This is a genomic window from Mesorhizobium sp. BE184 (genome assembly GCF_031457045.1).
GTDB lineage: Bacteria > Pseudomonadota > Alphaproteobacteria > Rhizobiales > Rhizobiaceae > Mesorhizobium.
Window position 1 is genome coordinate 1057721 of record NZ_JAVDVU010000002.1, and the last position, 20657, is coordinate 1078377.

23 protein-coding genes are annotated in these 20657 nt (G+C 63.5%); 13 read left to right on the plus strand and 10 right to left on the minus strand.

Features of this window, described 5'->3' with window-relative positions; genetic code table 11:
* Positions 1-383 precede the first annotated feature (383 nt).
* Positions 384-767 (plus strand): DUF2794 domain-containing protein, encoded by a 384-nt coding sequence (locus J2X35_RS13205; RefSeq protein WP_056112925.1) that lies wholly within the window; start codon positions 384-386, stop codon positions 765-767.
* A gap of 104 nt (positions 768-871) precedes the next feature.
* Here the strand turns inward: J2X35_RS13205 and J2X35_RS13210 are convergent, their stop codons facing one another.
* From J2X35_RS13210 to J2X35_RS13225, 4 genes are all read right to left on the minus strand, one after another.
* Positions 872-1444, minus strand: coding sequence for an N-acetyltransferase family protein (locus tag J2X35_RS13210; protein ID WP_310185989.1), 573 nt, complete (start codon positions 1442-1444; stop codon positions 872-874).
* A 143-nt stretch (positions 1445-1587) separates the two neighbouring features.
* Positions 1588-2367, minus strand: a complete 780-nt coding sequence (locus J2X35_RS13215) for a Bax inhibitor-1/YccA family protein (protein ID WP_056112920.1) — start codon at positions 2365-2367, stop codon at positions 1588-1590.
* A gap of 236 nt (positions 2368-2603) precedes the next feature.
* Positions 2604-5144, minus strand: a complete 2541-nt coding sequence (locus J2X35_RS13220; RefSeq protein WP_310185991.1) for an ABC transporter permease — start codon at positions 5142-5144, stop codon at positions 2604-2606.
* A 16-nt stretch (positions 5145-5160) separates the two neighbouring features.
* Positions 5161-5859, minus strand: a complete 699-nt coding sequence (locus J2X35_RS13225; RefSeq protein ID WP_056112914.1) for an ABC transporter ATP-binding protein — start codon at positions 5857-5859, stop codon at positions 5161-5163.
* A 65-nt stretch (positions 5860-5924) separates the two neighbouring features.
* On the opposite strand from J2X35_RS13225, the gene J2X35_RS13230 reads away from it, so the two are divergent.
* Positions 5925-6578 (plus strand): arylesterase, encoded by a 654-nt coding sequence (locus J2X35_RS13230; protein ID WP_310185992.1) that lies wholly within the window; start codon positions 5925-5927, stop codon positions 6576-6578.
* Between the two features lie 122 nt (positions 6579-6700).
* Complete coding sequence (thpR, locus tag J2X35_RS13235) at positions 6701-7297, plus strand: RNA 2',3'-cyclic phosphodiesterase (protein WP_310185994.1); 597 nt, start codon at positions 6701-6703, stop codon at positions 7295-7297.
* Here thpR and J2X35_RS13240 read toward each other — a convergent pair.
* Positions 7201-7737 carry a low molecular weight protein-tyrosine-phosphatase gene (locus J2X35_RS13240; protein ID WP_310185996.1) on the minus strand — a complete coding sequence of 179 codons (537 nt, stop codon included), beginning with the start codon at positions 7735-7737 and terminating at the stop codon, positions 7201-7203. The two genes, thpR and J2X35_RS13240, sit on opposite strands and share 97 nt — an antisense overlap.
* A gap of 50 nt (positions 7738-7787) precedes the next feature.
* On the opposite strand from J2X35_RS13240, the gene J2X35_RS13245 reads away from it, so the two are divergent.
* From J2X35_RS13245 to J2X35_RS13255, 3 genes are all read left to right on the plus strand, one after another.
* Entirely contained in the window at positions 7788-8084 is a 297-nt protein-coding gene (locus tag J2X35_RS13245) for a 4a-hydroxytetrahydrobiopterin dehydratase (RefSeq protein WP_310185997.1), read from the plus strand.
* 85 nt (positions 8085-8169) lie between these two features.
* The gene (locus tag J2X35_RS13250) at positions 8170-8547 is read left to right on the plus strand and encodes a YkvA family protein (RefSeq protein WP_056112897.1); all 378 of its coding nucleotides are present in this window, start codon (positions 8170-8172) and stop codon (positions 8545-8547) included.
* A gap of 268 nt (positions 8548-8815) precedes the next feature.
* Entirely contained in the window at positions 8816-9319 is a 504-nt protein-coding gene (locus J2X35_RS13255; protein WP_310186000.1) for an invasion associated locus B family protein, read from the plus strand.
* Between the two features lie 48 nt (positions 9320-9367).
* On the opposite strand, the gene J2X35_RS13260 is transcribed toward J2X35_RS13255, so the two are convergent.
* On the minus strand, positions 9368-10708 hold the full coding sequence (locus J2X35_RS13260; RefSeq protein WP_310186001.1) for a chloride channel protein: 1341 nt from the start codon (positions 10706-10708) through the stop codon (positions 9368-9370).
* Between the two features lie 198 nt (positions 10709-10906).
* Between J2X35_RS13260 and rlmN the strand changes: the two genes are divergently transcribed.
* Positions 10907-12139 (plus strand): 23S rRNA (adenine(2503)-C(2))-methyltransferase RlmN, encoded by a 1233-nt coding sequence (gene rlmN / locus J2X35_RS13265; RefSeq protein ID WP_310186162.1) that lies wholly within the window; start codon positions 10907-10909, stop codon positions 12137-12139.
* Positions 12140-12218: 79 nt separating this feature from the next.
* Complete coding sequence (locus J2X35_RS13270; RefSeq protein ID WP_310186002.1) at positions 12219-12707, plus strand: hypothetical protein; 489 nt, start codon at positions 12219-12221, stop codon at positions 12705-12707.
* Here the strand turns inward: J2X35_RS13270 and J2X35_RS13275 are convergent.
* Positions 12679-13320 (minus strand): LysE family translocator, encoded by a 642-nt coding sequence (locus tag J2X35_RS13275; RefSeq protein WP_056116180.1) that lies wholly within the window; start codon positions 13318-13320, stop codon positions 12679-12681. The two genes, J2X35_RS13270 and J2X35_RS13275, sit on opposite strands and share 29 nt — an antisense overlap.
* Positions 13321-13492: 172 nt before the next feature.
* Between J2X35_RS13275 and J2X35_RS13280 the strand changes: the two genes are divergently transcribed.
* Both J2X35_RS13280 and J2X35_RS13285 read left to right on the plus strand, forming a co-directional pair.
* Positions 13493-14716, plus strand: coding sequence for an argininosuccinate synthase (locus J2X35_RS13280; RefSeq protein ID WP_310186004.1), 1224 nt, complete (start codon positions 13493-13495; stop codon positions 14714-14716).
* A gap of 49 nt (positions 14717-14765) precedes the next feature.
* Positions 14766-15248, plus strand: coding sequence for a hypothetical protein (locus J2X35_RS13285; protein ID WP_310186005.1), 483 nt, complete (start codon positions 14766-14768; stop codon positions 15246-15248).
* A 48-nt stretch (positions 15249-15296) separates the two neighbouring features.
* Here J2X35_RS13285 and J2X35_RS13290 read toward each other — a convergent pair whose 3' ends face one another.
* Entirely contained in the window at positions 15297-16094 is a 798-nt protein-coding gene (locus J2X35_RS13290; RefSeq protein WP_056112887.1) for a lytic transglycosylase domain-containing protein, read from the minus strand.
* A 261-nt stretch (positions 16095-16355) separates the two neighbouring features.
* Here J2X35_RS13290 and J2X35_RS13295 point away from each other — a divergent pair, with 261 nt between their 5' ends.
* Both J2X35_RS13295 and J2X35_RS13300 read left to right on the plus strand, forming a co-directional pair.
* Positions 16356-17432: a putative zinc-binding metallopeptidase gene (locus tag J2X35_RS13295; RefSeq protein ID WP_310186007.1), complete on the plus strand. Its 1077-nt coding sequence runs from the start codon at positions 16356-16358 to the stop codon at positions 17430-17432.
* 96 nt (positions 17433-17528) lie between these two features.
* Complete coding sequence (locus J2X35_RS13300; protein WP_310186009.1) at positions 17529-18134, plus strand: DUF1236 domain-containing protein; 606 nt, start codon at positions 17529-17531, stop codon at positions 18132-18134.
* A 91-nt stretch (positions 18135-18225) separates the two neighbouring features.
* Here J2X35_RS13300 and J2X35_RS13305 read toward each other — a convergent pair whose 3' ends face one another.
* Positions 18226-18651, minus strand: coding sequence for an OsmC family protein (locus J2X35_RS13305; protein WP_310186011.1), 426 nt, complete (start codon positions 18649-18651; stop codon positions 18226-18228).
* 374 nt (positions 18652-19025) lie between these two features.
* Between J2X35_RS13305 and J2X35_RS13310 the strand changes: the two genes are divergently transcribed.
* On the plus strand, positions 19026-19379 hold the full coding sequence (locus tag J2X35_RS13310; RefSeq protein ID WP_310186012.1) for a YciI family protein: 354 nt from the start codon (positions 19026-19028) through the stop codon (positions 19377-19379).
* Between the two features lie 26 nt (positions 19380-19405).
* Here the strand turns inward: J2X35_RS13310 and J2X35_RS13315 are convergent, their stop codons facing one another.
* Entirely contained in the window at positions 19406-20656 is a 1251-nt protein-coding gene (locus tag J2X35_RS13315) for a ubiquinone biosynthesis hydroxylase (protein WP_310186014.1), read from the minus strand.
* Between the last annotated feature and the right edge of the window lies 1 nt (position 20657).

A 20657-nucleotide genomic window follows, 5' to 3' on the forward strand; every position in this document is an offset into this window, starting at 1 on the left:
CAACAAAAAACCGGCGTCAAAATGAACTGACACCGGTTAATTTTGGGATCGTCGCACCTGACTTTTCAAGACGAAAAGCCGAGGTTGGTTCGATCCGACTCTGACCCGTGGGCGGGGGGCTTGGGGTTTACGAGCCGGTGCCGGACCGAACCGTCTCAGGCAACGGGGGTAAATTCTTCGGACATTGGGGCGGGAGCGCGGATAAAAAATGGCGGGAATGTGGCGAGCCATCACCAATTCCAACAGATGTTTCACAAATGTGAGTGGACCTTTCGGGAAGGGGAGAATTGTCCGGCCGTGCGCTTCCGGCCTTGCAATTGTACCCTGAACGCGCCAACTTTTACGTCAGCTAACCTTGATCAGAAACACTGAGGGATCAGCGCATGACGGAAGGCGGCGGGATGGAGGATGGGGAAGGATCCGCAATACTGATCCCGTTGCATGAGGCCAGACGCGAACGCCTCGACATGCCTGTCGCGTTCGAGCGGCGCGAACTGGACCTGATCCTGAGGCTCTATGGTCGCATGGTCGCCGCAAACGAATGGCGTGACTACGCCATCGATCATCTGACCGACAGGGCGGTATTCTCGGTTTTCCGCCGCACCAGCGAGGTTCCGCTGTTCCAGATCGTCAAGGATCCGAAGCTCGCCAGGCGTCAGGGGGCGTTTTCCGTTGTCGCTGCCGGCGGGCGCATCCTCAAACGCGGACACGAGCTGGCGCGGGTGCTGGGCGTCTTCGACAGCAGGCTGAAGCTGGTCGAAGCCTGAGCTCCTGTTCTCCTGTTAGATACGGGCAATCGCATATGCCATGCGGCGGAGTGGGGGTAGGCCGTGCCATATCCCATAGCCCTCCGTGAACGGGAAAAAGGAAGCTAGCCTCCCCTGAAATTCCGCTCCGGCAGCGAGTCGGGATCCGGCGGCACTGACGCCCCGCCATTCATCTCCAACTGCATGAAGACGGTGTCCAGCCAGCGGCCGTGCTTGTAGCCGGAACCGGTCAGTCTGCCCGAATGGACGAAGCCGAGCTTCTCATGCAGTCTCACCGAGGCGCTGGCGGCGTGGCCGTCGCCGATGACGGCGACGATCTGGCGGAAGCCGAGCGTCCGCGAAGCCTCTATCAACCGCTCCATCAGCAGCCGGCCGATGCCTTGGCCCTTGGCCTCCGGAGCGACATAGACGGAATCCTCGACGATGAAGCGGTAGGCCGGGCGCGGCCGGAACGGTCCGGCATAGGCGTAGCCGAGCAACGCGCCGCCTTCGCCGTCTTGGGCGACGAGATAGGGAAAGCCGCCATCCGCCAGCGCTTCGAAGCGCGCTGCCATTTCGGTGCGGCTCGGCGGTTCCAGTTCATAGGTGGCGGTGCCGTTCAGCACGGCGTCGGCGTAGATTTCGGTGATGCGGTCGAGGTCGGCGGCGGTGGCCGCCCGGATGGTACCGAGGTTCATGGCATGGGACTTGGTTGGTCTGCGTTGCCTATGAAGCAAAGGCCGGCCCAAAAGAAAAGGGCCATCTCCATACGGACATGGTCAAAAGAAAGGGCGGCTCGCGCCGCCCTTCCTGTTCAATGATTGCTCGCGAAGCGTGCAGATCAGCGGCGATCGCCCATGAACTGCAGCATGAACATGAACAGGTTGATGAAGTCGAGGTAGAGCGTCAGCGCGCCCATGATCGACTTGCGGCCTGCGACCAACTGGTCGTCGCCTTCGAAATACATCTCCTTGATCTTCTGCGTGTCGTAGGCGGTGAGGCCGGCGAAGATCAGCACGCCGATCGCCGAGATGGCGAAACCCAGCGCCGAAGACTGCAGGAAGATGTTGATGATCATGGCGATGATCAGGCCGAACACGCCCATGATCAGGAACGAGCCAACGCCGGTCAGGTCACGCTTGGTGGTGTAGCCATACAGCGACAGCGCACCGAAACCGGCAGCGGTGGCGAAGAAGGTCTGCGCGATCGACGCGGTCGTGTAGATCAGGAAGATCGACGACAGCGACAGGCCGACCAGACCGGCATAGATCCAGAAGGTGGTCTGCGCGGCCGAGACGCTCATGGACTGGACGCGGAACGACAGGAACATGACCGCGCCGAGCGGGGCCAGGATCACCAGCCACTTCAGCGGCGAGGCGAAGATGGCGTAACCGAAGGAGGTCAGCATCTGGCCATTGGCCATGGTGGCGACGGCGGACGCCGGATCATTGGTGGTTGCCAGCATAACTGTGCCGAGCGCGGCGAGGCCGGTGATGACCAGGCCCATGCCCATCAGGTTGTAGACACGGATCATGTAGGCGCGCAGGCCCTGGTCGATGGCAGCATCGGCCTGGGTGCCGACAGGCGCGGCGCGCGTTTGGTAATTGCGGAATTCAGACATGGGATTCCTCTTTGCTCTGCCCCGTCCGGTGTCGGGTTCGAGAACCCAGGCGCCGCTGGCGGGGCTCCAGCATGCCTGTGGCGAAATATGATGATTCTTTTCGTCAAGAACAAGGCCCGTAACCAGGCGAAACAGGGCGTGAGGGGCCGAAAGGCTCCATTTGCGCGATCCCCGTGCGACCAGATTACGAAAATTTCATCGAATCCGCCGCTTAACGGCCGGGTTTTCACGTAGAATCACAGCTCGCGCAGCACGGGTGCGGCCTTATGGCCCAGCACGCGCCAAGTGCCGGCAAGGCCTATGCCGACCGTCACCACCAGCGCGAAGATGATGGTTCCCACCGCGACCTCCGGCATGAAATGCGACGGCAGCGACATGATGCGGGCGACGACGAACCATGCCGCCGCGCCGCCTGCGGCAAGCGCGAAGATGGCGGTGGCCAGTCCAATCAGCACGTATTCCAAGGAGAACGCCGCGATCAGCGTGCGGCGTGTGGCGCCGAGCGTCTTCAGCACGACCGCATCATGGACGCGCGCCCTGTTGCCGGCGGCGAGCGCGCCGGCCAGCACCAGAACGGAGGCGATCAAAGCAACGCCCGCCGCGGCGCGGATCGCGGTGCCGATCTGGCCGATCAGGCGGTTGACTATGTCGAGCGCATCCTTGACGCGGACGGCCGTCACGGTCGGGAAGGCGCGGGTCACGGCGTTGAGCAGTTTCGCGTCGCTGGCGGCGTCGGCCTGTTTGTCCGTTAACGTCGCCAGCCAGGAATGCGGCGCGCCGGCGAAGGTGTTGGGCGAGAATACCATGACGAAATTGATCCCCATGTTCTGCCACTCGACCTTGCGCAGATTGGCGATCTTCGCCGTCACGTTGCGGCCGAGCACATTGACGGTGACCGTGTCGCCGAGCTTGAGGCCGATCTGGGCGGCTTCCTCGGCGGCGAACGAGACCAGCGGTTCGCCGGCATAGTCTTTCGGCCACCAGCGGCCTTGCGTCAGGGTGGCGTTGCCCGGCTTTTCCGCCTCATAGGTCAGGCCCCGGTCGCCGCGCAGCACCCAGGCGCCTTCCGGCGGAACTTCGACCTTATCGACGGGCACGCCGTTCAGCGCCATGACGCGGCCGCGCAGCATCGGCACGCGGGCCAGTTCGCCCCGGGGGGATTCCTTCGCCAGCAGCGCCGAGAACGGCTCGATTTCGGTGCTCTGGATATCGACGAAGAAGAAGTTCGGCGCCCGTTCGGGCAGGCTGCCGCCGATCTGCTGCCGCAGATTGCCGTCGATCAGCGCCAGCGTTACCAAAAGCGTCAGGCCGAGCCCCAGCGACAGCACCACCGAGGGCGTCAGCGCGCCGGGACGGTGGATGTTGCCGATGGCGAGGCGTAGCGCGGTGGAGCGCACGCGAGGCGCCTTGCGGGCAAGCCATTGTACCAGGCTTGCGACGAGGCGCAGCACCAGGAAAGAAAACAGCGTCGCGCCGGTAAAGATCGCGGCGATACGGCGGTCGTCGGAGAACAGGATGGCCAGGGCCGCCAGCGCCAGTGCGATGGCGATCGCGGCGGCGACGTAGGGCCAGCGCGGCGCGCCGCGGCTTTCGAAGCCCATTTCGCGGAACAGCGCGGTCGCCGGCACGTCGCGGGCGCGCCCGAGTGGCAGCAGGGCAAACACCAGTGTCACCAGCAAGCCGAAAAGCGCCGCCATCGCCAGCGCGCCGGGATAGAAGCCGCCCTCGGCCGGCACCGGGATGAGCGATTGCAACGCCCAAGCCGCGGCAAACGGCATCAGCGCTCCGAGCACCAGGCCAGCGACGATGCCCATGGCGGCGATCATCAGGATCTGCACCAGATAGACGGTGAAGACGAACCCGCCCGAAGCGCCGAGGCTCTTGAAGGTGGCGATGACGCCGCGCTTGCTGTCGAGATAGGCGCGCACCGCATTGGCGACGCCAACGCCGCCGACGACCAGCGCTGTCAGGCCGACAAGGGTGAGAAATTGCGAGAAGCGTTCGATGTTGGACGATAGCGACGGAGCGGCGTTGTCCCGGGTCCGCACCGACCAGCCAGCCTGCGGAAAGTCAGCGGTCGCCCGGCTCTGGATGGCCGCGATGTCGGCTTCGGTCGCGCCGGGAATGCGGATTTTATAAACGTGCTCGACCAGGCTGCCCGGCCGCACGAGACCAGACGCCGCCAGGCCTTCGTCAGACAAGAGAAGTCGCGGCGCGAAACCAAAACCATCGGAAACCGCGTCGGGCTCTTCCAGGATACGAGCGCGCAACTCGAAGCTGGAATCGCCGAGCTTGAGGCGATCGCCGAGCTTGAGGCCGAGTCGCTCGAACAGGATGTCGGGCGCGGCGGCGCCGAAGACGCCGTCGCGTTCTCCAAGCAGGTCAGGCAGCGGTTCGGCGGGTTCGGTGTTCAGCGCGCCATAGAGCGGATAGGCGGCATCGACGGCCTTGGCTTCCACCAGCGCCTGGTCCGAACCATCTTCACGGCGGGCCATGGAGCGCATGTTGTCGCTTTCGGCAACCGCGCCAAGACCGGTGAAGAAATCGCGTTCGGCGGCGGTCGCCTCGCGCTGGTTGAGTTCAAAGCGGATGTCGCCGCCCAAAAGCGTCTGCCCCTGATTGGACACGCCGGCGGAGATCGAGCGCGCCACCGAATTGACGCCGCCGATGGCTGCGACGCCGATGGCAATGCAGGCGATGAAGATGACGAAGCCCGAGAGGCCGCCGCGCATTTCCCGCAACGAGAACCGCAAAGCGAGGGAAAGCATACGGATCATGGCCGTGCCCGACCGCTCATGCCGATGCTTTCACTGCGGCCGGCGCCGTTTCGATGCGGCCCGAGCGCATCGAAACCTGGCGGTCGCAGCGGGCGGCGAGCGCCGGATCATGCGTCACCAGCACCAAGGTCATGCCGCGTTCGGCGGCCTTGGAAAACAGAAGGTCGGCGACCTGCCGGCCGGTCGCCTGGTCGAGATTGCCGGTCGGTTCGTCGGCGATGAGGATGCGTGGCGACGGCGCCAGGGCGCGGGCGATGGCGACGCGCTGCTGTTCGCCGCCCGAAAGTTCGCCCGGATGATGGGTAAGGCGATCGCCAAGACCGACCGCTACGAGCTCGCGTTCGGCGACCCCGAAGGGGTCCGGGTGGCCGGCGAGCTCCAGCGGCACGGCGACGTTTTCCAGCGCCGTCATATTGGGGATCAGATGGAAGGACTGGAAGACGATGCCAACGTTCCGGCCCCGAAATGAGGCAATGCGGTCCTCGCTTTTGCCGTTGAGAAGTTCGCCTGCGATGCGGACTGTGCCGCCATCCACCCGTTCGAGGCCGGCCAGCACCATCAGCAGCGTCGACTTGCCGGAGCCGGAAGGGCCGACAATGCCGGTCGCCTCGCCGGAAGCGACCTTGAGGTCGACGCCCTTCAGCACATGCACGGATGACGGGCCTTCGCCGAGCGTCAGCGAAACGTCTTTCAGCTCGATCACGGTTTCCGTCACGGGGTGGGAATCCTATATGCAATGGGATTGGCGGGGACTGGCCCCGCACATATGGGGCCTGCCGCATGGCTTTCAAACGTTTCGCCGCCGCCGCTTTTGTCTTTGCCGCCCTTGCGTTTGGGCCGGCGGTCGATGCCCGGGCCGAGTCCCTGCAAATCGTCGGCTTCGGCGACAGCCTGATGGCCGGCTACGAGCTGAACCCCGGCGAAGCTTTTCCCGAAAAACTGCAGGCGGCGCTACGGGCGAAAGGTCACGATGTGGTGATCGCGAACGCCGGGGTTTCCGGCGACACGTCGAGCGGCGCGCTGTCGCGCCTCGACTGGTCAGTCCCCGACGGCACTCAGTTGGTCATTCTCGAGATCGGCGCCAACGACATGCTGCGCGGCATCGACCCGGAACTGGTCGAGCAGAATCTCGACAAGATGCTGGCGCGGCTGAAGGCGCGCAACATCCCGGTGCTGCTTGCCGGCATGCTCGCAGCGCCCAATCTCGGCCATGCCTATGGCGAGGCGTTCGGCTCGATTTATCCCAAGCTGGCGGAGAAATACGGCGCGACGCTCTATCCGTTCTTCCTCGACGGGGTAGCGGCCGACAAGGCGTTGCTGCTGGAAGATGGCATGCATCCCAGCGCCGGCGGCGTCGACCGCATCGTCGAGCGAATTCTGCCGACGGTGCAGGACACGATCGCGAAGCTGCCGCCAAGGCAGGAGAAACCATAGGGAAGGTGGCGTTTTTAAACCGCAGCCTAATTGTCATATGGGGCGAATAAATCCCTTGCCCAGCACAGGCATCGGTGATTCGCTGCAAATGTGAGTTCGATTCGAGGACAGGAGGCTTCTGCATGCCGCGTCTTTTCACCGCCCTCGAAATTCCGCGTGATGCCGCAATGTCGTTGTCTCTGCTTCGGGGCGGATTGCCGGGAGCCCGCTGGATCGACGTCGAAAATTATCACATCACCCTCCGCTTCATCGGCGACGTCGAAGGCCATGTCGCCGACGAGATCGCCAACGCGCTGGACCGGGTGCGGCGATCCTCATTTGCGCTGACGCTTTCAGGGGTTGGCGCCTTCGGCCAGAAGAAACCGCATGCTGTCTGGGCCGGGGTTTCGCCTTCACCGGACCTCAATGCGCTGCAGGCCGAAATCGAACGCATCTGCCAGCGGTTGGGCATCGCGGCCGATCCGCGCCGCTTCACGCCGCATGTGACGCTGGCGCGGCTGCGCAGTTCGACCCCGCTCGATGTCGCGGCGTATCTTTCGGCGCGTGGTAATTTCGCTGTCCCGCCGTTCCGGGTCGGCCGTTTCGTGCTGATGTCGTCGCGCGATTCTGTGGGCGGCGGACCCTACATCGTCGAAGAGACCTGGCCGCTTTCGGGCAACGATGCCCGTGCGGCGAGTTTCTCCACCAGCCTCTCCGACGCTTCGCGAATCATGCGGTAGACGACGGCAAAGCCGTCCGCGCCTCCATAATACGGATCGGGAACGTCGTTTGCGGGCAACCGCACCGTTTCGTCCGGGGCGGCGAAATCGGTGAACAGCCGTATCCTGTCGTGTGCGTCTTCCGGAGCAACTGCACGCAGCGACTCGACGTTGGAGCGGTCCATGCCGAGGATAAGGTCGAAGCGGGCGAAATCATCCGGCACCACCTTGCGCGCCTGACGGTCGGAAATATCGACGCCATGGCTGGCGGCGATGGCGACCGAGCGCGGGTCGGGCGCCGATCCCGAGTGCCAACCGCCGGTGCCGGCGGAATCGACCAGAAAGCGGTGGGCCAGACCCCGTTCGGTCAGCACGTCGCGGAACACGCCTTCGGCCAGCGGCGACCGGCAGATATTGCCAAGGCAGACGAAAAGGATCGATCCTATGGGCTTCGCGTCCATCGATACCGCGCTATGTTGCTTTCAGTGGTTGAATAGCATGGAGCCGGCACATGGCGCGAGAAAAACTGGATGACGCAGCGATCCGCGAGGCGCTTGCCAAACTCGAGGGTTGGCGCCTTGCCGCCGACAACGGGTCGATTTCCCGGACCTTCACCTTCAAGGATTTTTCCGAGGCTTTCGCTTTCATGACGCGGGTGGCGCTGGCGGCGGAGACAATGGACCATCATCCAGACTGGTCGAACGTCTACAAGACCGTCAACGTGACACTGAACACGCATGACGCGGGTGGCCTGACCGGGCTCGATTTCGAACTGGCGGGCAAGATGGACCGTTTTTCCAAAAGCTGACGGCGCCCATCTTGCAGCGGGGTGTTGCTTTCACCACATTTTGATCGAGGCTGGCGCCATGAGGCGTCGTCCCAGGAGGAACAGCATGGCTGACAAGACCGGGTTCGACTTCTTCGGCTTCGGCGGCAAGGATTTTCAGGGCAAGCCGGGCGACGAGAAGGAAGTGCGGGCGAAGTTCTGGCGCACTGCCAAGAAGGCCGCGCGGCAGGTTCCCTTCATGGAAGATGTCGTGGCCGCATATTACTGCGCGCTCGACAAGAAGACGCCGCTGAAGGCCAAGGCCATCCTGCTCGGCGCCCTCGGCTACTTCGTGCTGCCGACGGACGCCATTCCCGACATCATCCTTGGCCTCGGCTTCACCGACGACATCGCGGTGCTGACCGCAGCGATCACGACCGTCCGTGCGCATATAAGACCCGCGCACCGGCTGGCGGCCCGGGAAGCGATGGCCGACGACGCCTGACGTCCGCAAGCGCCGACCGGCCGTCCTGACCATCGAGTTCAGGCCGCAGTCAAATTCTCGCCTTTTTCCTGCTTTCCAAGTCGCCGCCAAGGGACATCGCGGTGCTGCCTGCTCAGGGTTGCGGCGCGAAATGGCGGCGGGTTCCCTTGGTGTGCTTCTTTTCTCGCAGAGGTTCACCCTTTGGTAACCCAGATTAAATCAAAATGAAGCGAACAGGCAGGACGCGAGCCGGCCTGCCTCCGCACCATTTGGGAATACGGGAAAAGCGATGCGCGGATTGATAGCACTTGTTTCGAGCCTGGCTCTGGTTGCCGTGGCGGGTCCGGCGCTCGCCCAGCAGGCGACCAAGATCGGCCAGCACAACGCCTGGGGCACCTACAGCTACCAGGCGGCGAACGGCAAGGTGTGCTATGTGCTGACGGTGCCGACGGACAAGCAGCCGCCAACCCTCGACCATGGCGACATGTTCTTCTTCGTCAGCCAGCGCCCGGGCCAGCAGGTTTCCTATGAACCGCAGTTCATCTCCGGATACGATTTCCAGGCGAATTCCAAGGTCACCGTTACGGTCGATTCCAAGAGCTTCTTCCTGTTCACGCGCGGCCGGTCGGCCTGGGTGGAGAACGCGGCGGAAGAACCGGTGCTGATCGCCGCCATGAAAGGCGGCACCGAGATGAAGGTGAAGGCCAAGTCCGGCCGCGGCAACGACACCAGCTACGTCTTTTCGCTAAAGGGCATTTCGGCGGCGCTGTCGTCCATCGCCAACTGCAAGTAAGGCGGCCGGCCGAGCCGGCAGTCCAGCTTCAGTCAACGATCCCGGAATTCAGCGTTTCGAACCGGTCAGGACATCTGCGCGCCGCCGCCGGATCGCTTCGGCGATGAACAGGCGCGACAGCGCGTGATAAAGCGGTTCGTGCGAAATCATACGGGCGGTGCCATAGCCGAGCATCGATGCGCACATCAGCGCAATGACGTTATCGTGATTGCCCGTCATCTCCAGAATGATGACAAAGGCCGTCATCGGCGCCTGCACGACGCCGGCAAAATAGCCCGCCATGCCGAGCAGCGCCGCCACGCCGGCGCTTGAGCCCAGAACAAGGCCAAGCGAAGAGCCGATCCCGGCACCGACGGCCAGTGACGGCGCGAAGATGCCGCCGGGAATGCCGGAGATCATCGAAAGCAGGCCGGCGAGGAATTTCTCCGCGAAGAAGAACCACGGCAATGGCTGGCCTTCAATGGCGCTGCGCGCCTGTTCATAGCCGGTGCCGAAGGTGAGGCCACCCGAGGCGATGCCGATCACCGCTACGAAAAGGCCGCAGACAGCGGCGACGAACAGGGTGCGATGCAGCGGCTGCAGGGCGTTCCAGCGACGGATGCGGCGGGTCGCCTTCAGCGCCAAAGCCGAAAATGCTGCGCCGATGCCGCCGCCGATGACGCCACAGGAAAGCACCAGCGGCCAGTCGGACAGGAACGAGATCGTGTCCTTGGCGACGCCAAAATAGGTGTAGTTGCCAAGCAGGCCGAGGGACGCCAGACCGGCGAGGATAACGGCGGTCAGGACAAGGCCGTTGGTACGGGCCTCATAGGTGCGGCCCATCTCTTCGATGGCGAAGACGATGCCGGCGAGAGGCGTGTTGAAGGCGGCGGCGATGCCGGCCGCCGAGCCGGCGAGGATCAGTCCGCGCGTCTGGGCCATGCCGCCCCATTTAGCGACCTGGAGCATTACCGATGCGCCGACCTGTACAGTCGGGCCTTCACGGCCGATGGAGGCGCCGCTGAACAGTCCGATAACCGTCAGCAGGATTTTCCCAACGACAAGCTTCAGCGAAAGGATATGGCCGCGGTCCTCGTCGTCGCGCAGATGGCGCGCGGCGATGGCCTGCGGGATGCCGCTGCCCTGGGCGCCGGGGAAGAGCGATGTCGACAGCCAGGCACAGATGACGAAGCCGACGGGCGTAATGATGAGCGGCAGGAAACCCCAGCCCCCGGCGGTCAATGCCTGGAACAGGGCCTGCGCCTTGTCCGAAAGGACGGCGAACAGCACGCTGATCAGGCCAATGGCGATGGCACCCGCCCAGAAGACGAGCCTTGTCTTCCACATCCGGCGCGTGCCCCACAGCGCTTGCGAGCGACGCAGCATCGGGTATTTTCGTGACGTTGCCATATCGAGTCCGGTTTTGCGGGCGACCTAACACAGGATGGTTGCTGTCGAAACCGAACTTATACCAATTTCCATGACGGCCTGCGGGGATGGCAGGTTGCCGGACAGGGACATGACTTGCGCAGGAAGCTGTGTTATTGCGCCTGCCTTGTGCAGGCCGGGGCTGAAATCGGCCTCAAACCCCTCTATATTGTGCCGGTCATGACCTTATCGCTCGATCTCACTGCCGAAGGCGCGCGCGCCATGCCGCGCAGCCTTGCCGCGGAGGAAAAGCCTTCGCTGATCGGTCTGTCTCGTGCCGAGATGGCCGAGGCGCTGGTCGCCGCCGGCGTCGTGCCCGAGCGGCAGGCGAAGATGCGCGTGCAGCAGCTGTGGCACTGGCTCTATGTGCGCGGCGTTTCCGAATTCAGCCAGATGTTCAACATCTCGAAGGATCTGAGGGCGGCGCTGGCTGAGCATTTCGCTATTGCGCGCCCCGAGATCGTCGAAGAGCAGATCTCCACCGACGGCACGCGCAAATGGCTGTTCCGGTTTCCGCCGCGCGGAGCAGGGCGTCCCGTCGAGATTGAAACAGTCTATATTCCCGAGGAAGGCCGCGGCACGCTGTGTATCTCCAGCCAGGTCGGCTGCACGCTAACCTGCTCATTCTGCCACACCGGCACGCAGAAGCTGGTGCGCAATCTGACGGCAGAGGAAATCCTTGCCCAGCTTCTGACGGCGCGCGACCGGCTGGGTGATTTCCCCGACCGCGACACGCCGGCCGGCGCCATCGTGCCCGCCGAAGGCCGCAAGATCTCCAACATCGTCATGATGGGCATGGGCGAGCCGCTCTACAATTTCGAAGCGGTGAAAACGGCGTTGCTTATCGCCTCGGACGGCGACGGGCTGGCGCTGTCGAAGCGCCGGATCACGCTATCGACATCGGGCGTGGTGCCGGAAATCTATCGCACCGGCGAAGAGATTGGCGTCATGCTGGCGATCTCGCTGCACGCCACCAACGACGATCTGCGCGACCTGCTGGTGCCAATCAACAAGAAGTATCCGCTGAAGGATCTGATCGAAGCGTGCCGCGCCTATCCTGGGCTTTCCAACGCCAAACGGATCACCTTTGAGTATGTGATGCTGAAGGACGTCAACGATTCGATCGAGGACGCCAAGGGGCTGATCAAGCTCTTGAAGGGCGTACCGGCCAAGATCAACCTGATCCCGTTCAACCCCTGGCCGGGCACCAACTACCAGTGCTCGGATTGGGACACGATCGAGAAATTCGCCGATTTCATCAACAATGCCGGCTACGCGTCGCCGATCCGCACGCCGCGCGGCCGCGATATATTGGCGGCCTGCGGCCAGCTCAAGTCGGACTCGGAGCGTATGCGCCGGGTGGACCGGCTGGCGCTGGAGGCGATGATGATCGCCGGGCACGGCGAAGCGTGACCTTTCCAGCCCGGTTGAAAACCAAGCCGGCCCGATCCGGCCCGGAGTTAGGTCATTGCCGCGCATGGCGACCGGTCCGATGAACCGGTTCGTCGCCTATTTCGTCCGTTTCGCGGTGATCTTTTTCGGCTATGCCGTCGGTTCGCTTGCGGCCAGCGCCTTCATCCACGTCATCTTCTTCGCCTGGGCCGGCGTACAGCCGCAGGATGCTCCGTGGGTAGCCAATGGCTCGTTCGTGTTCTCGGTTCCTTTCGTGGCGCTGTTCGTCGCGTATTTCGGCTTCATGCCATCGGCGCTGGCGATCCTGCTGGCTGAGCTACTCAGCCGGCGCGACTGGCTCTATTACGCGCTTGCCGGCGGCGCCGTCGCAGCGGTCTTCATCGGCTATCTCTATCGCGAGGGCGATCCGGATTTCGCGATCACCGATACGAATATGATGTTGTCCCTTGTCGGGGCGGGCATGATCGGCGGCATTTTCTACTGGCTCGCCGCCGGGCAATGGGCCGGCAGCTGGAAGCGGCGACGCCCGGCAGGGGCGCCTAGCGCGCCTGGGCCGTCAGGATCTTGACCGCGAAAGCCGAGAAAACCCCGGCAAACACGTAGTCCACGATCCGCGTGATGCGTGGGCTCTTGCGCAACAGGCCGGCGAACTTGTCGGCCGCGATGACCATCGGCGCGGTGACCGGCAGCGACAAAACGATAAAGGACAGGCCGAGGAAGAACAGCTTGCCGGGCGCGTTCGGGTCGTGGGCGGAGACGAACTGCGGCAGGAAGGTCATGAAGAACAGGATGATCTTAGGGTTCATCAGATTGATGCCGAGCCCGGTCGCCCAGTTCTTGAACAGCGAACGCGGCGCGCGCTTGGTCGTGTCGGGCGAAAAGGCGGATCCCTTCCAGATCGCCTGCCAGGCCAGCCAGACGAGATAGCCGGCGCCGCCAATCTTGAGCGCCAGGAACGCCTGCGGCGAGGCGACGATCAACGCCGACAGGCCGACGGCGACCAGCGTGGTGTGGACGACAATGCCGCTCATGGCGCCGGCCATGCAGGCGAAACCGGCGGTGCGGCCCTCCGACAGCGCCCTGCCGACGAACAATGTCATGTCCGGCCCCGGAGTGATGGCGATGATGAAGGTGGCGATGGCGAACTGGAGTAGGGTGCTGGCGTCCGGAATGAAGGGCATGGGCATTTCCCGCGAAGATCGCTTTCCTTAGCGAATGCCGCCAATCCGCGCTAGCCACAGCAAAGCGGATCACTGATGCCAGCGCCCGGCCCGGCGTGGCGGTTCTTGCCGCCCGGTCTTGCGCTTTGCGGAAGCGGCGTGATACCTCGCCCGCGAAACCGGGATCGTTGATATGTCCAAGATAAAAGACGTCAAGAAAGTCGTGCTGGCCTATTCGGGCGGTCTCGACACCTCCATCATCCTCAAATGGCTGCAGACAGAACTCGGCGCCGAAGTGGTGACCTTCACCGCCGATCTCGGGCAGGGCGGCGAGCTGGAGCCGGCGCGGCAGAAAGCCGAGCTGATGGGGATCAAGGATATCCGCGTCATGGATGTGCGCGAGGAGTTTGTCTCCGACTTCGTTTTTCCGATGTTCCGCGCCAACGCGCAGTATGAAGGCGTCTATCTGCTCGGCACCTCGATCGCCCGGCCGCTCATCTCCAAGCATCTCGTCGAGATCGCCAAAGAGACCGGAGCCGACGCGATTGCCCATGGCGCCACCGGCAAGGGCAACGATCAGGTTCGTTTCGAGCTGTCCGCCTATGCGCTGAACCCCGACATCAAGGTCATCGCGCCGTGGCGCGACTGGTCGTTCAAGTCGCGCACGGACCTTTTGAATTTCGCCCGTGACCACCAGATCCCGGTGCCGAAGGACAAGCAGGGCGAGGCGCCATTCTCGGTTGACGCCAATCTCCTGCACTCGTCCTCGGAGGGCAAGGTGCTGGAGGATCCGTGGAGCGAGCCGCCGGAATTCGTGCACCAGCGCAGCGTTTCGCCGATGGATGCGCCCGACGAGGTGACCGAAATCGAGATCGAGTTCCTGAAGGGCGATCCGATCGCGCTCGACGGCAAGACATTGTCGCCGGCGACGCTGCTGGCGGCGCTGAACGATCTGGGCCGTGATAACGGCATCGGCCGGCTCGACCTGGTCGAGAACCGCTTCGTCGGCATGAAAAGCCGGGGCGTCTATGAGACGCCGGGCGGCACCATCCTGCTGGCGGCGCACCGCGCCATCGAATCGATCACGCTCGACCGGGGTGCTGCGCATCTCAAGGACGAGTTCATGCCGCGCTATGCCGAGCTGATCTACAACGGTTTCTGGTTCTCGCCGGAGCGCATCATGTTGCAGGCGATGATCGACAAGAGCCAGGAGGACGTGGAAGGCACGGTGCGGCTCAAGCTCTACAAGGGCAATGTCATCGTCACCGGCCGCAAGTCGAAGAAGACGCTCTATTCGGACGCGCTGGTGACCTTCGAGGACGACCGCGGCGCTTACGACCAGAAGGACGCCGAAGGCTTCATCCGGCTGAATGCGTTGCGGCTGCGCACGCTGGCGGCGCGCAACCGCAGAGGCTGATGTGACATACGGCGGCGCATGGCGCGTGCTGCCGGCCCTGGCGGTCGCAATGGCTGCGCCCGCTGCCGCTCAGGACTTCGATCCGACCGCGCTCGATCTTGCTACGCTGATCGAGTGCCGCGCAAACGCACCGGCCTATAATGGCTTCGCCCTGTGGTTTTCCGGTGAGCCGGACGCGGCCGACAAGCTCGGCTGGCGGCCGGTCGATGCCGGGAACTTTCTTCTCCAGCAGTATGAGATGTCCGCTCCGGTAAATGTCTTCGGTCACACGACGGAGACGGTTGCCTTCACCTCAACGGGACTGATGGCGGTCCTTGACGGCGTGTCCGCGCCGGAACTGGCGACAGAGCTCGGCATCGTGCCACTGATCGCCACCCGGGATAAATTCCTGGGCGAGAAGGTGTTGGTCGATGACAGCGAGATCGTCGACGGCATCACCTACGCGACCCGTATCGGTCTCAACATATCCACCGTCGATTCGCATCCGGGCAAGGTGCTGGCGGGCTGCTCCTACGCCATCGAGGTGAAATAAAAGCCCGGCTCATGGCCGGGCTTTTTCTTTTTGAGATGGAATTGTCGTTCAGCCGCCGTCGATCGCTGTTGCGATGCGGGCGATGGCCTGCTGATAGACGCTGGCGGAATTCCAGCCGGCGATCGCGCCCATATTGCCTTCGGCGCCGACGCCTGCGCGCCAGCCATGGCCCTTCAGGTAATTGGCGGTGGACATGAGAGCGGTGTTCTTGTCGCGCAGGTTTCCGCCCCCGACGCCATATTTCAGGACATTTCCGGGCAGGAACTGGGTGTGGCCAATCTCGCCATGCGCGGCGCCGACCGAACTGGCGCTGAGCGCGCCACGATCGACAAGCTTGAGCGCCGCGATGGCATGGGGCGTGAAGAACTCCGGACGGCGGCAATCATAGGCGAGCGTGACGATGGCGGAGACGGTGTTCTGCTTGCCCATGGCGGCGCCAAAGCCGGTTTCCATGCCCCAGATGGCCAGCAAGACGCCGGGCGAAACGCCGTAGTTGCTTTCGATCTTGTTGAACAGCGCAGCGTTCGACTTCTTCAGCGAGCGGCCCCTGGAAATGATCGTAGCGGCGCCACGGCGCTTCATGAAGGAGTCCACCGAGCCGCTGAAGGCCTTTTTGACGGCGCGGTCGACCCTGATGGTCCCCGTCGCGTAAGTCGCGCCGGCTAGTGCTGAAAGGCCCGCGCTCTTGACGCCGGCGGCCTTTGCCTCGTTGGCGAAGTCCGCCTTCCACTCCTCGAACCCGGCAGCGGTCTTGCCGCAAGACGCCGCCTGCGCGGCGCCTGTCAGCAGACCGAGCGCCGCTAGGGCCGCCGCCGCGAAAATCTTTCCCTTGGCAAAAACTGCCATGCTTCTCTCCTGGTTGCCTGATTCCTGTCCCGGACATTGAACTTGCCAGCGAAACGGGGGTTTGTCACCGTACCTGACAGATCCTGCGTCGTCCCGTCGCCGAATGCCGTTTTATTATGGCAAAGACGCGGCCAAGAAGCTCACTGCCCGGGAAAACGGCCTGGTTCAGCCAAAAATTGCACGATACGGAACGGAACTGCCCTTTGACAGGGGCGTTGGCATCGCATTTCCCGGATATATTCAAGATCGCTACGGTTGATTATGAAACTCTTCGATTGCCCGCATTGCCGCCACCGCCTCTATTTCGAGAACGTCCAGTGCCTGAACTGTTCCGGACGCGTGCTTTACGATCCCCAGCAGGCTGATTTCGTCAAAGCTGAGGCCGAGGGCGTATTCCAGTGCCTGAACGGGACGGAATGCACCTGCAACTGGGTGGCGGAACCCGGCCAGGCCTTTTGCCGCGCGTGTGGGCTTAACAAGACGATTCCCGACCTTGCCATCGACGGAAACCGCGAGCGCTGGATCAGGGTGGAGGCGGCGAAGAAACGCGCGATCTATTCGCTGTTGGGCTTCGGCCTGCCGATGGCGCCGAAGCAAGCCCCCGGCGACGAGATCGGCCTCGCCTTCGATTTCCTGGCGGACCCGATCGGCGCCGGACCAGGGGGCGAGCATATCTTGACCGGGCACGACAACGGGTTGATCACGCTCAACGTCGCGGAAGCCGATTCAGCCGAGCGGGAACGTCGTCGTGTTGAGATGGGCGAGAATTATCGCACGCTGCTCGGTCATTTCCGCCACGAGCTTGGCCATTATTACTGGGACCGGCTGATCCGCGACGACCCGCACAGGCTGGACGCATTCCGCGCGCTTTTCGGCGACGAGAGGCCGGACTACGAGCAGGCGCTCGCTACCTATTACGTCAGTGGAGCGCCGCCCGGCTGGCAGCAGGGGCATATTTCGGCCTATGCCGCCAGCCATCCCTGGGAGGACTGGGCCGAGACGTTCGCGCACCATCTGCACATCACCGACACGCTGGAGATGGTGCATGCGCTGAATTTTTCGCTCGGCCGGCTGGCGACGGTGGAAGACAACGCGCTGAAGCAGGGCGACACCGGTGGCGACCTGCAGCCGGCGCCTATCGACATTGCTCCGCGAGCCGAGCCGTTCGGCAAGGTGCTGGCCCGCTGGCTGGTGCTCTCGGACGCCTCGAATTCGATAAACCGATGTATGGGCCTGCCCGATCTCTATCCCTTCGTCATCTCCGAAACAGCGGCCGAAAAGCTCGCCTTCGTGCATGATCTGCTGTGCGAACAGCGACAGGCCTGGAATAAATCGTGACCGCTGCCGGGCCGGCAAAGCGGAACGCAACAGCCCGAAACCCGTTTTCGGCGTCGGGAGGCCACTTAATTGGGGGCCACGAAAACGGAGAGTACGATGAGAAAATTTTTGTTGCCCGTCGTGACGGGAGCATTTGTCGCTCTGTCCGGCGCAGCCTTTGCAGACACCTCGATCTCGGCTGTAACCGATCTTAACGTCCGCGCTGGCCCGGGGCCACAATTTCCTGTCGTCGGCGTTCTCAACACTGGCGAGCAGGCCATGCTGAAAGGCTGCCTGCCGAACTCCAAATGGTGCGCCATCGATGAAGCCGGCGGCCAGGGCTGGGTCTATTCCGACTATGTGATGGCCGATTTCAGCGGCAACAGGGTCGTTCTGACGCAACGTCCGGTTGATGCCGGCATCGCTGTCGTCGATCCGCCGGCCGATGTCGGCAATTTTTCAGGCGCCTCGAGCGGCGAGCTTCTTCCCGGCGAACCGGTAACCGGCTTCGAGCAGCCCTCGACTGAAGTGCGTACCTATATCAGGTCGAACCAGCCGGAGCCTGTTTATCTGGACGGCGAGGTCGTATCGGGCGCGGTTCTGCCCGAAAGCGTCGAGCTGCGGGAAATCCCGGACTACAATTACCGCTACGTTTATGTAAACGGCCAGCCGGCTCTCATCGATCCGGAAACCCGCCGCGTCGTCTATGTGGTGAGGCAGTAGCCACACAAATAAGCTGGGTTCGGCCTAGGCATCAAATGACAAGGCCGCCGGTCACTCCGGCGGCCTTTTTCATTCGTGGCGCTCGTAATCCTCAGGCGAGCCGTGCGTCGAGGGAGACCTTGATGGCGCCGAGCGCCTTGGAAACCGGGCATTCGGCCTTTGCCTTTTCCGCCAGTTCCTTGAACTTCGCGGCGTCGATGCCGGGGACGGTGCCCACCAGCGTCAGATTGCTTTCGGTGATGCCGGTGCCGGGGATGAGCTTGACTGCAGCCTTGGCCTCGAGCTTTTCAGCCGGTGTGCCGTTCTCTGCCAGGAAGTGCGAAAGCTGCATGGCGTAACAGCCGGCATGGGCGGCGGCGATCAGTTCCTCCGGGTTGGTGCCGGATTTTCCGCTCTCGTCCTCGAATCGCATCTTGAACGAATAGGGCGCGGCCTTCAGGGCACCGCTCTGGCTGTCAAGTGTGCCGGTGCCTTCCTTCAGGTTGCCTTTCCAGACGGCGGTTGCAGTACGATCCATGAGGTGTTTCTCCGTGGTTGGGTGGGTTAAGCTGCGGTGGAGCGAATATAGCGCGGCGCAGCAGGCGCGCCATGGGCAGGGGCGGGAAATCGGCATGGCCGGGTCGCGCGATCTGACCATCCGAAGTGCTGCTAAATTTTCGCTGCAAAAAATGTCGGCTGTCGGCCGGCGCGCGCGTCCTTCGACCGGTATGTGCAATACCTGGATGCGCGGCAAAGGCAGCCCGTATACGTCAGCGGGCCGGCCGGATTGAAAAAGGTGATCGCGGCTTTGATGCTGATTGCCGCTATGGTCGTTCTGCTAGACCATTCCGCTGACCGGACCCATTCCACTGTCCAACGCGCCGATATCAGCACCAATGGAAGGATCATCCAATGAAATTCCTCTGCCTGATCTATCATGACGAAGCCGAGCTGGCCGCGTTCACGGCGGCGCAGATGAAGGTGCTGGATCACGATTCGGAAGCTTATGACCGGACGCTGGAAAAGGCTGGCCACATGATCTTCGCCCATGCGCTGCGGCCAGCACGCACAGCGCGGACCGTCAGGATGCGTGGGAAGAAAACCATGATCACCGACGGCCCCTTCGCCGAAAGCAAGGAGCAGCTCATCGGCTTCATCCTGATCGAGGCGCAGGACGCGGACGAAGCCATGCAGCTCGCCAAGGAGATTCCGCTGGCGAAGACCGGCACGGTCGAGGTGCGGCCTGCCTTCGATCCGTTCGCCTAGAGCGTTCGTGGTTGGACTGAAACGCTCTAGATAGCCTCGCCCTTCAGCAATCTCGGTGTAGCCCCGGACAGGCCGGACGCCTGGCGGATGAAGAAATCCTTCAGGCGCGGCATCCGTTCGACCATGCCGAGGCCGATGTCGCGGACGGCGCGAAGTGGGCCGATGTCGTTGGAGAACAGACGGTTCAGCACATCGGTGGTGACGCCCATCTGCAGCGTATCGAAGCGACGCCATTGCTGGTAACGCTCCAGCACGTCGAGGGCGCCGATGTCCTGGCCGAGCCGATCCGCCTCGATGACGACCTCAGCCAAGGCGGCAACATCCTTGAAGCCGAGATTGAGGCCCTGCCCGGCGATCGGATGAATACCGTGGGCCGCGTCGCCGGCAAGCGCCAGGCGGGGCGCGACGAAGGAACGGACCAGCGTGAGCCCGAGCGGCCAGGCGCGCGGCTTGTCCATGGCGCGGATTTCGCCGAGCTGCAACCCGAAGCGGCGTTCCAGCTCGGTTTCGAAGACCAGTTCGTCGCCGGCGACGAGTCGCTCGGCGTCTTCCGTGCGCTCGACCCAGACGATTGACGAGCGGTTGACGCCCTTGTCGTCCGGCTTGAGCGGCAGGGTGGCGAATGGGCCTGCGGGCAGGAAATGCTCCTCGGCGCGTCCCTCGTGCGGCCGTTCATGCGCCACGGTGCAGACGATGCCGGACTGGCCATAGTCCCATTTCACCGTCTTTATCCCGGCCATGTCGCGCAGTTTCGAGTTGACGCCGTCCGCGGCGACGAGCAGGCGCGCCTTCAGCGCCGCGCCATCGGCCAGATGCACCGTCACGCCGCCACCGTCGGTGTCGAAGGCCCGCACCGCGACGCCCTCGATGATGTCGATGCCGAGCTGGCTGGCCTGCTTTCGGAGGATGCCGTTGAGGTCGCGATTGGCGACCATGTGGGCGAAGGGCTCGCCGGGGGCGACGTCGCCGTCGAAGGTCAGGAACACCGGACGCACCGGGTCGGCGGTGCGGGAATCGGTGACGATCATCTCGGTGATGGGCTGGGCATTCGGTGCGATCTCTTTCCAGACCCCGAGCCGGTCGAGCATGCGGCTCGCCGCCGCGGCAATGGCCGAAGCGCGGCCGTCGCGCTGCCATGCGCCGGCCGGCGCGGCGTCAACGACTGCGACACGCAGGCTGGCGCGCGCCTGCTTCAGCGCCACTGCCGCCGCCAGGCCGACATAGCCGGCGCCGGCAATCAGAATGTCGAGGCTTTCCTTATTCGTGCCGCGCTGCATG

Coding starts and splice junctions, on each gene's coding strand:
- J2X35_RS13205 (WP_056112925.1), top strand. CDS start 384: ATGACGGAAGGCGGCGGGATGGAGGATGGGGAAGGATCCGCAATACTG.
- J2X35_RS13210 (WP_310185989.1), bottom strand. CDS start 1,444: ATGAACCTCGGTACCATCCGGGCGGCCACCGCCGCCGACCTCGACCGC.
- J2X35_RS13215 (WP_056112920.1), bottom strand. CDS start 2,367: ATGTCTGAATTCCGCAATTACCAAACGCGCGCCGCGCCTGTCGGCACC.
- J2X35_RS13220 (WP_310185991.1), bottom strand. CDS start 5,144: ATGATCCGTATGCTTTCCCTCGCTTTGCGGTTCTCGTTGCGGGAAATG.
- J2X35_RS13230 (WP_310185992.1), top strand. CDS start 5,925: ATGGCTTTCAAACGTTTCGCCGCCGCCGCTTTTGTCTTTGCCGCCCTT.
- thpR (WP_310185994.1), top strand. CDS start 6,701: ATGCCGCGTCTTTTCACCGCCCTCGAAATTCCGCGTGATGCCGCAATG.
- J2X35_RS13240 (WP_310185996.1), bottom strand. CDS start 7,737: ATGGACGCGAAGCCCATAGGATCGATCCTTTTCGTCTGCCTTGGCAAT.
- J2X35_RS13245 (WP_310185997.1), top strand. CDS start 7,788: ATGGCGCGAGAAAAACTGGATGACGCAGCGATCCGCGAGGCGCTTGCC.
- J2X35_RS13250 (WP_056112897.1), top strand. CDS start 8,170: ATGGCTGACAAGACCGGGTTCGACTTCTTCGGCTTCGGCGGCAAGGAT.
- J2X35_RS13255 (WP_310186000.1), top strand. CDS start 8,816: ATGCGCGGATTGATAGCACTTGTTTCGAGCCTGGCTCTGGTTGCCGTG.
- J2X35_RS13260 (WP_310186001.1), bottom strand. CDS start 10,708: ATGGCAACGTCACGAAAATACCCGATGCTGCGTCGCTCGCAAGCGCTG.
- rlmN (WP_310186162.1), top strand. CDS start 10,907: ATGACCTTATCGCTCGATCTCACTGCCGAAGGCGCGCGCGCCATGCCG.
- J2X35_RS13270 (WP_310186002.1), top strand. CDS start 12,219: ATGAACCGGTTCGTCGCCTATTTCGTCCGTTTCGCGGTGATCTTTTTC.
- J2X35_RS13275 (WP_056116180.1), bottom strand. CDS start 13,320: ATGCCCTTCATTCCGGACGCCAGCACCCTACTCCAGTTCGCCATCGCC.
- J2X35_RS13280 (WP_310186004.1), top strand. CDS start 13,493: ATGTCCAAGATAAAAGACGTCAAGAAAGTCGTGCTGGCCTATTCGGGC.
- J2X35_RS13285 (WP_310186005.1), top strand. CDS start 14,766: ATGGCTGCGCCCGCTGCCGCTCAGGACTTCGATCCGACCGCGCTCGAT.
- J2X35_RS13290 (WP_056112887.1), bottom strand. CDS start 16,094: ATGGCAGTTTTTGCCAAGGGAAAGATTTTCGCGGCGGCGGCCCTAGCG.
- J2X35_RS13295 (WP_310186007.1), top strand. CDS start 16,356: ATGAAACTCTTCGATTGCCCGCATTGCCGCCACCGCCTCTATTTCGAG.
- J2X35_RS13300 (WP_310186009.1), top strand. CDS start 17,529: ATGAGAAAATTTTTGTTGCCCGTCGTGACGGGAGCATTTGTCGCTCTG.
- J2X35_RS13305 (WP_310186011.1), bottom strand. CDS start 18,651: ATGGATCGTACTGCAACCGCCGTCTGGAAAGGCAACCTGAAGGAAGGC.
- J2X35_RS13310 (WP_310186012.1), top strand. CDS start 19,026: ATGAAATTCCTCTGCCTGATCTATCATGACGAAGCCGAGCTGGCCGCG.
- J2X35_RS13315 (WP_310186014.1), bottom strand. CDS start 20,656: ATGCAGCGCGGCACGAATAAGGAAAGCCTCGACATTCTGATTGCCGGC.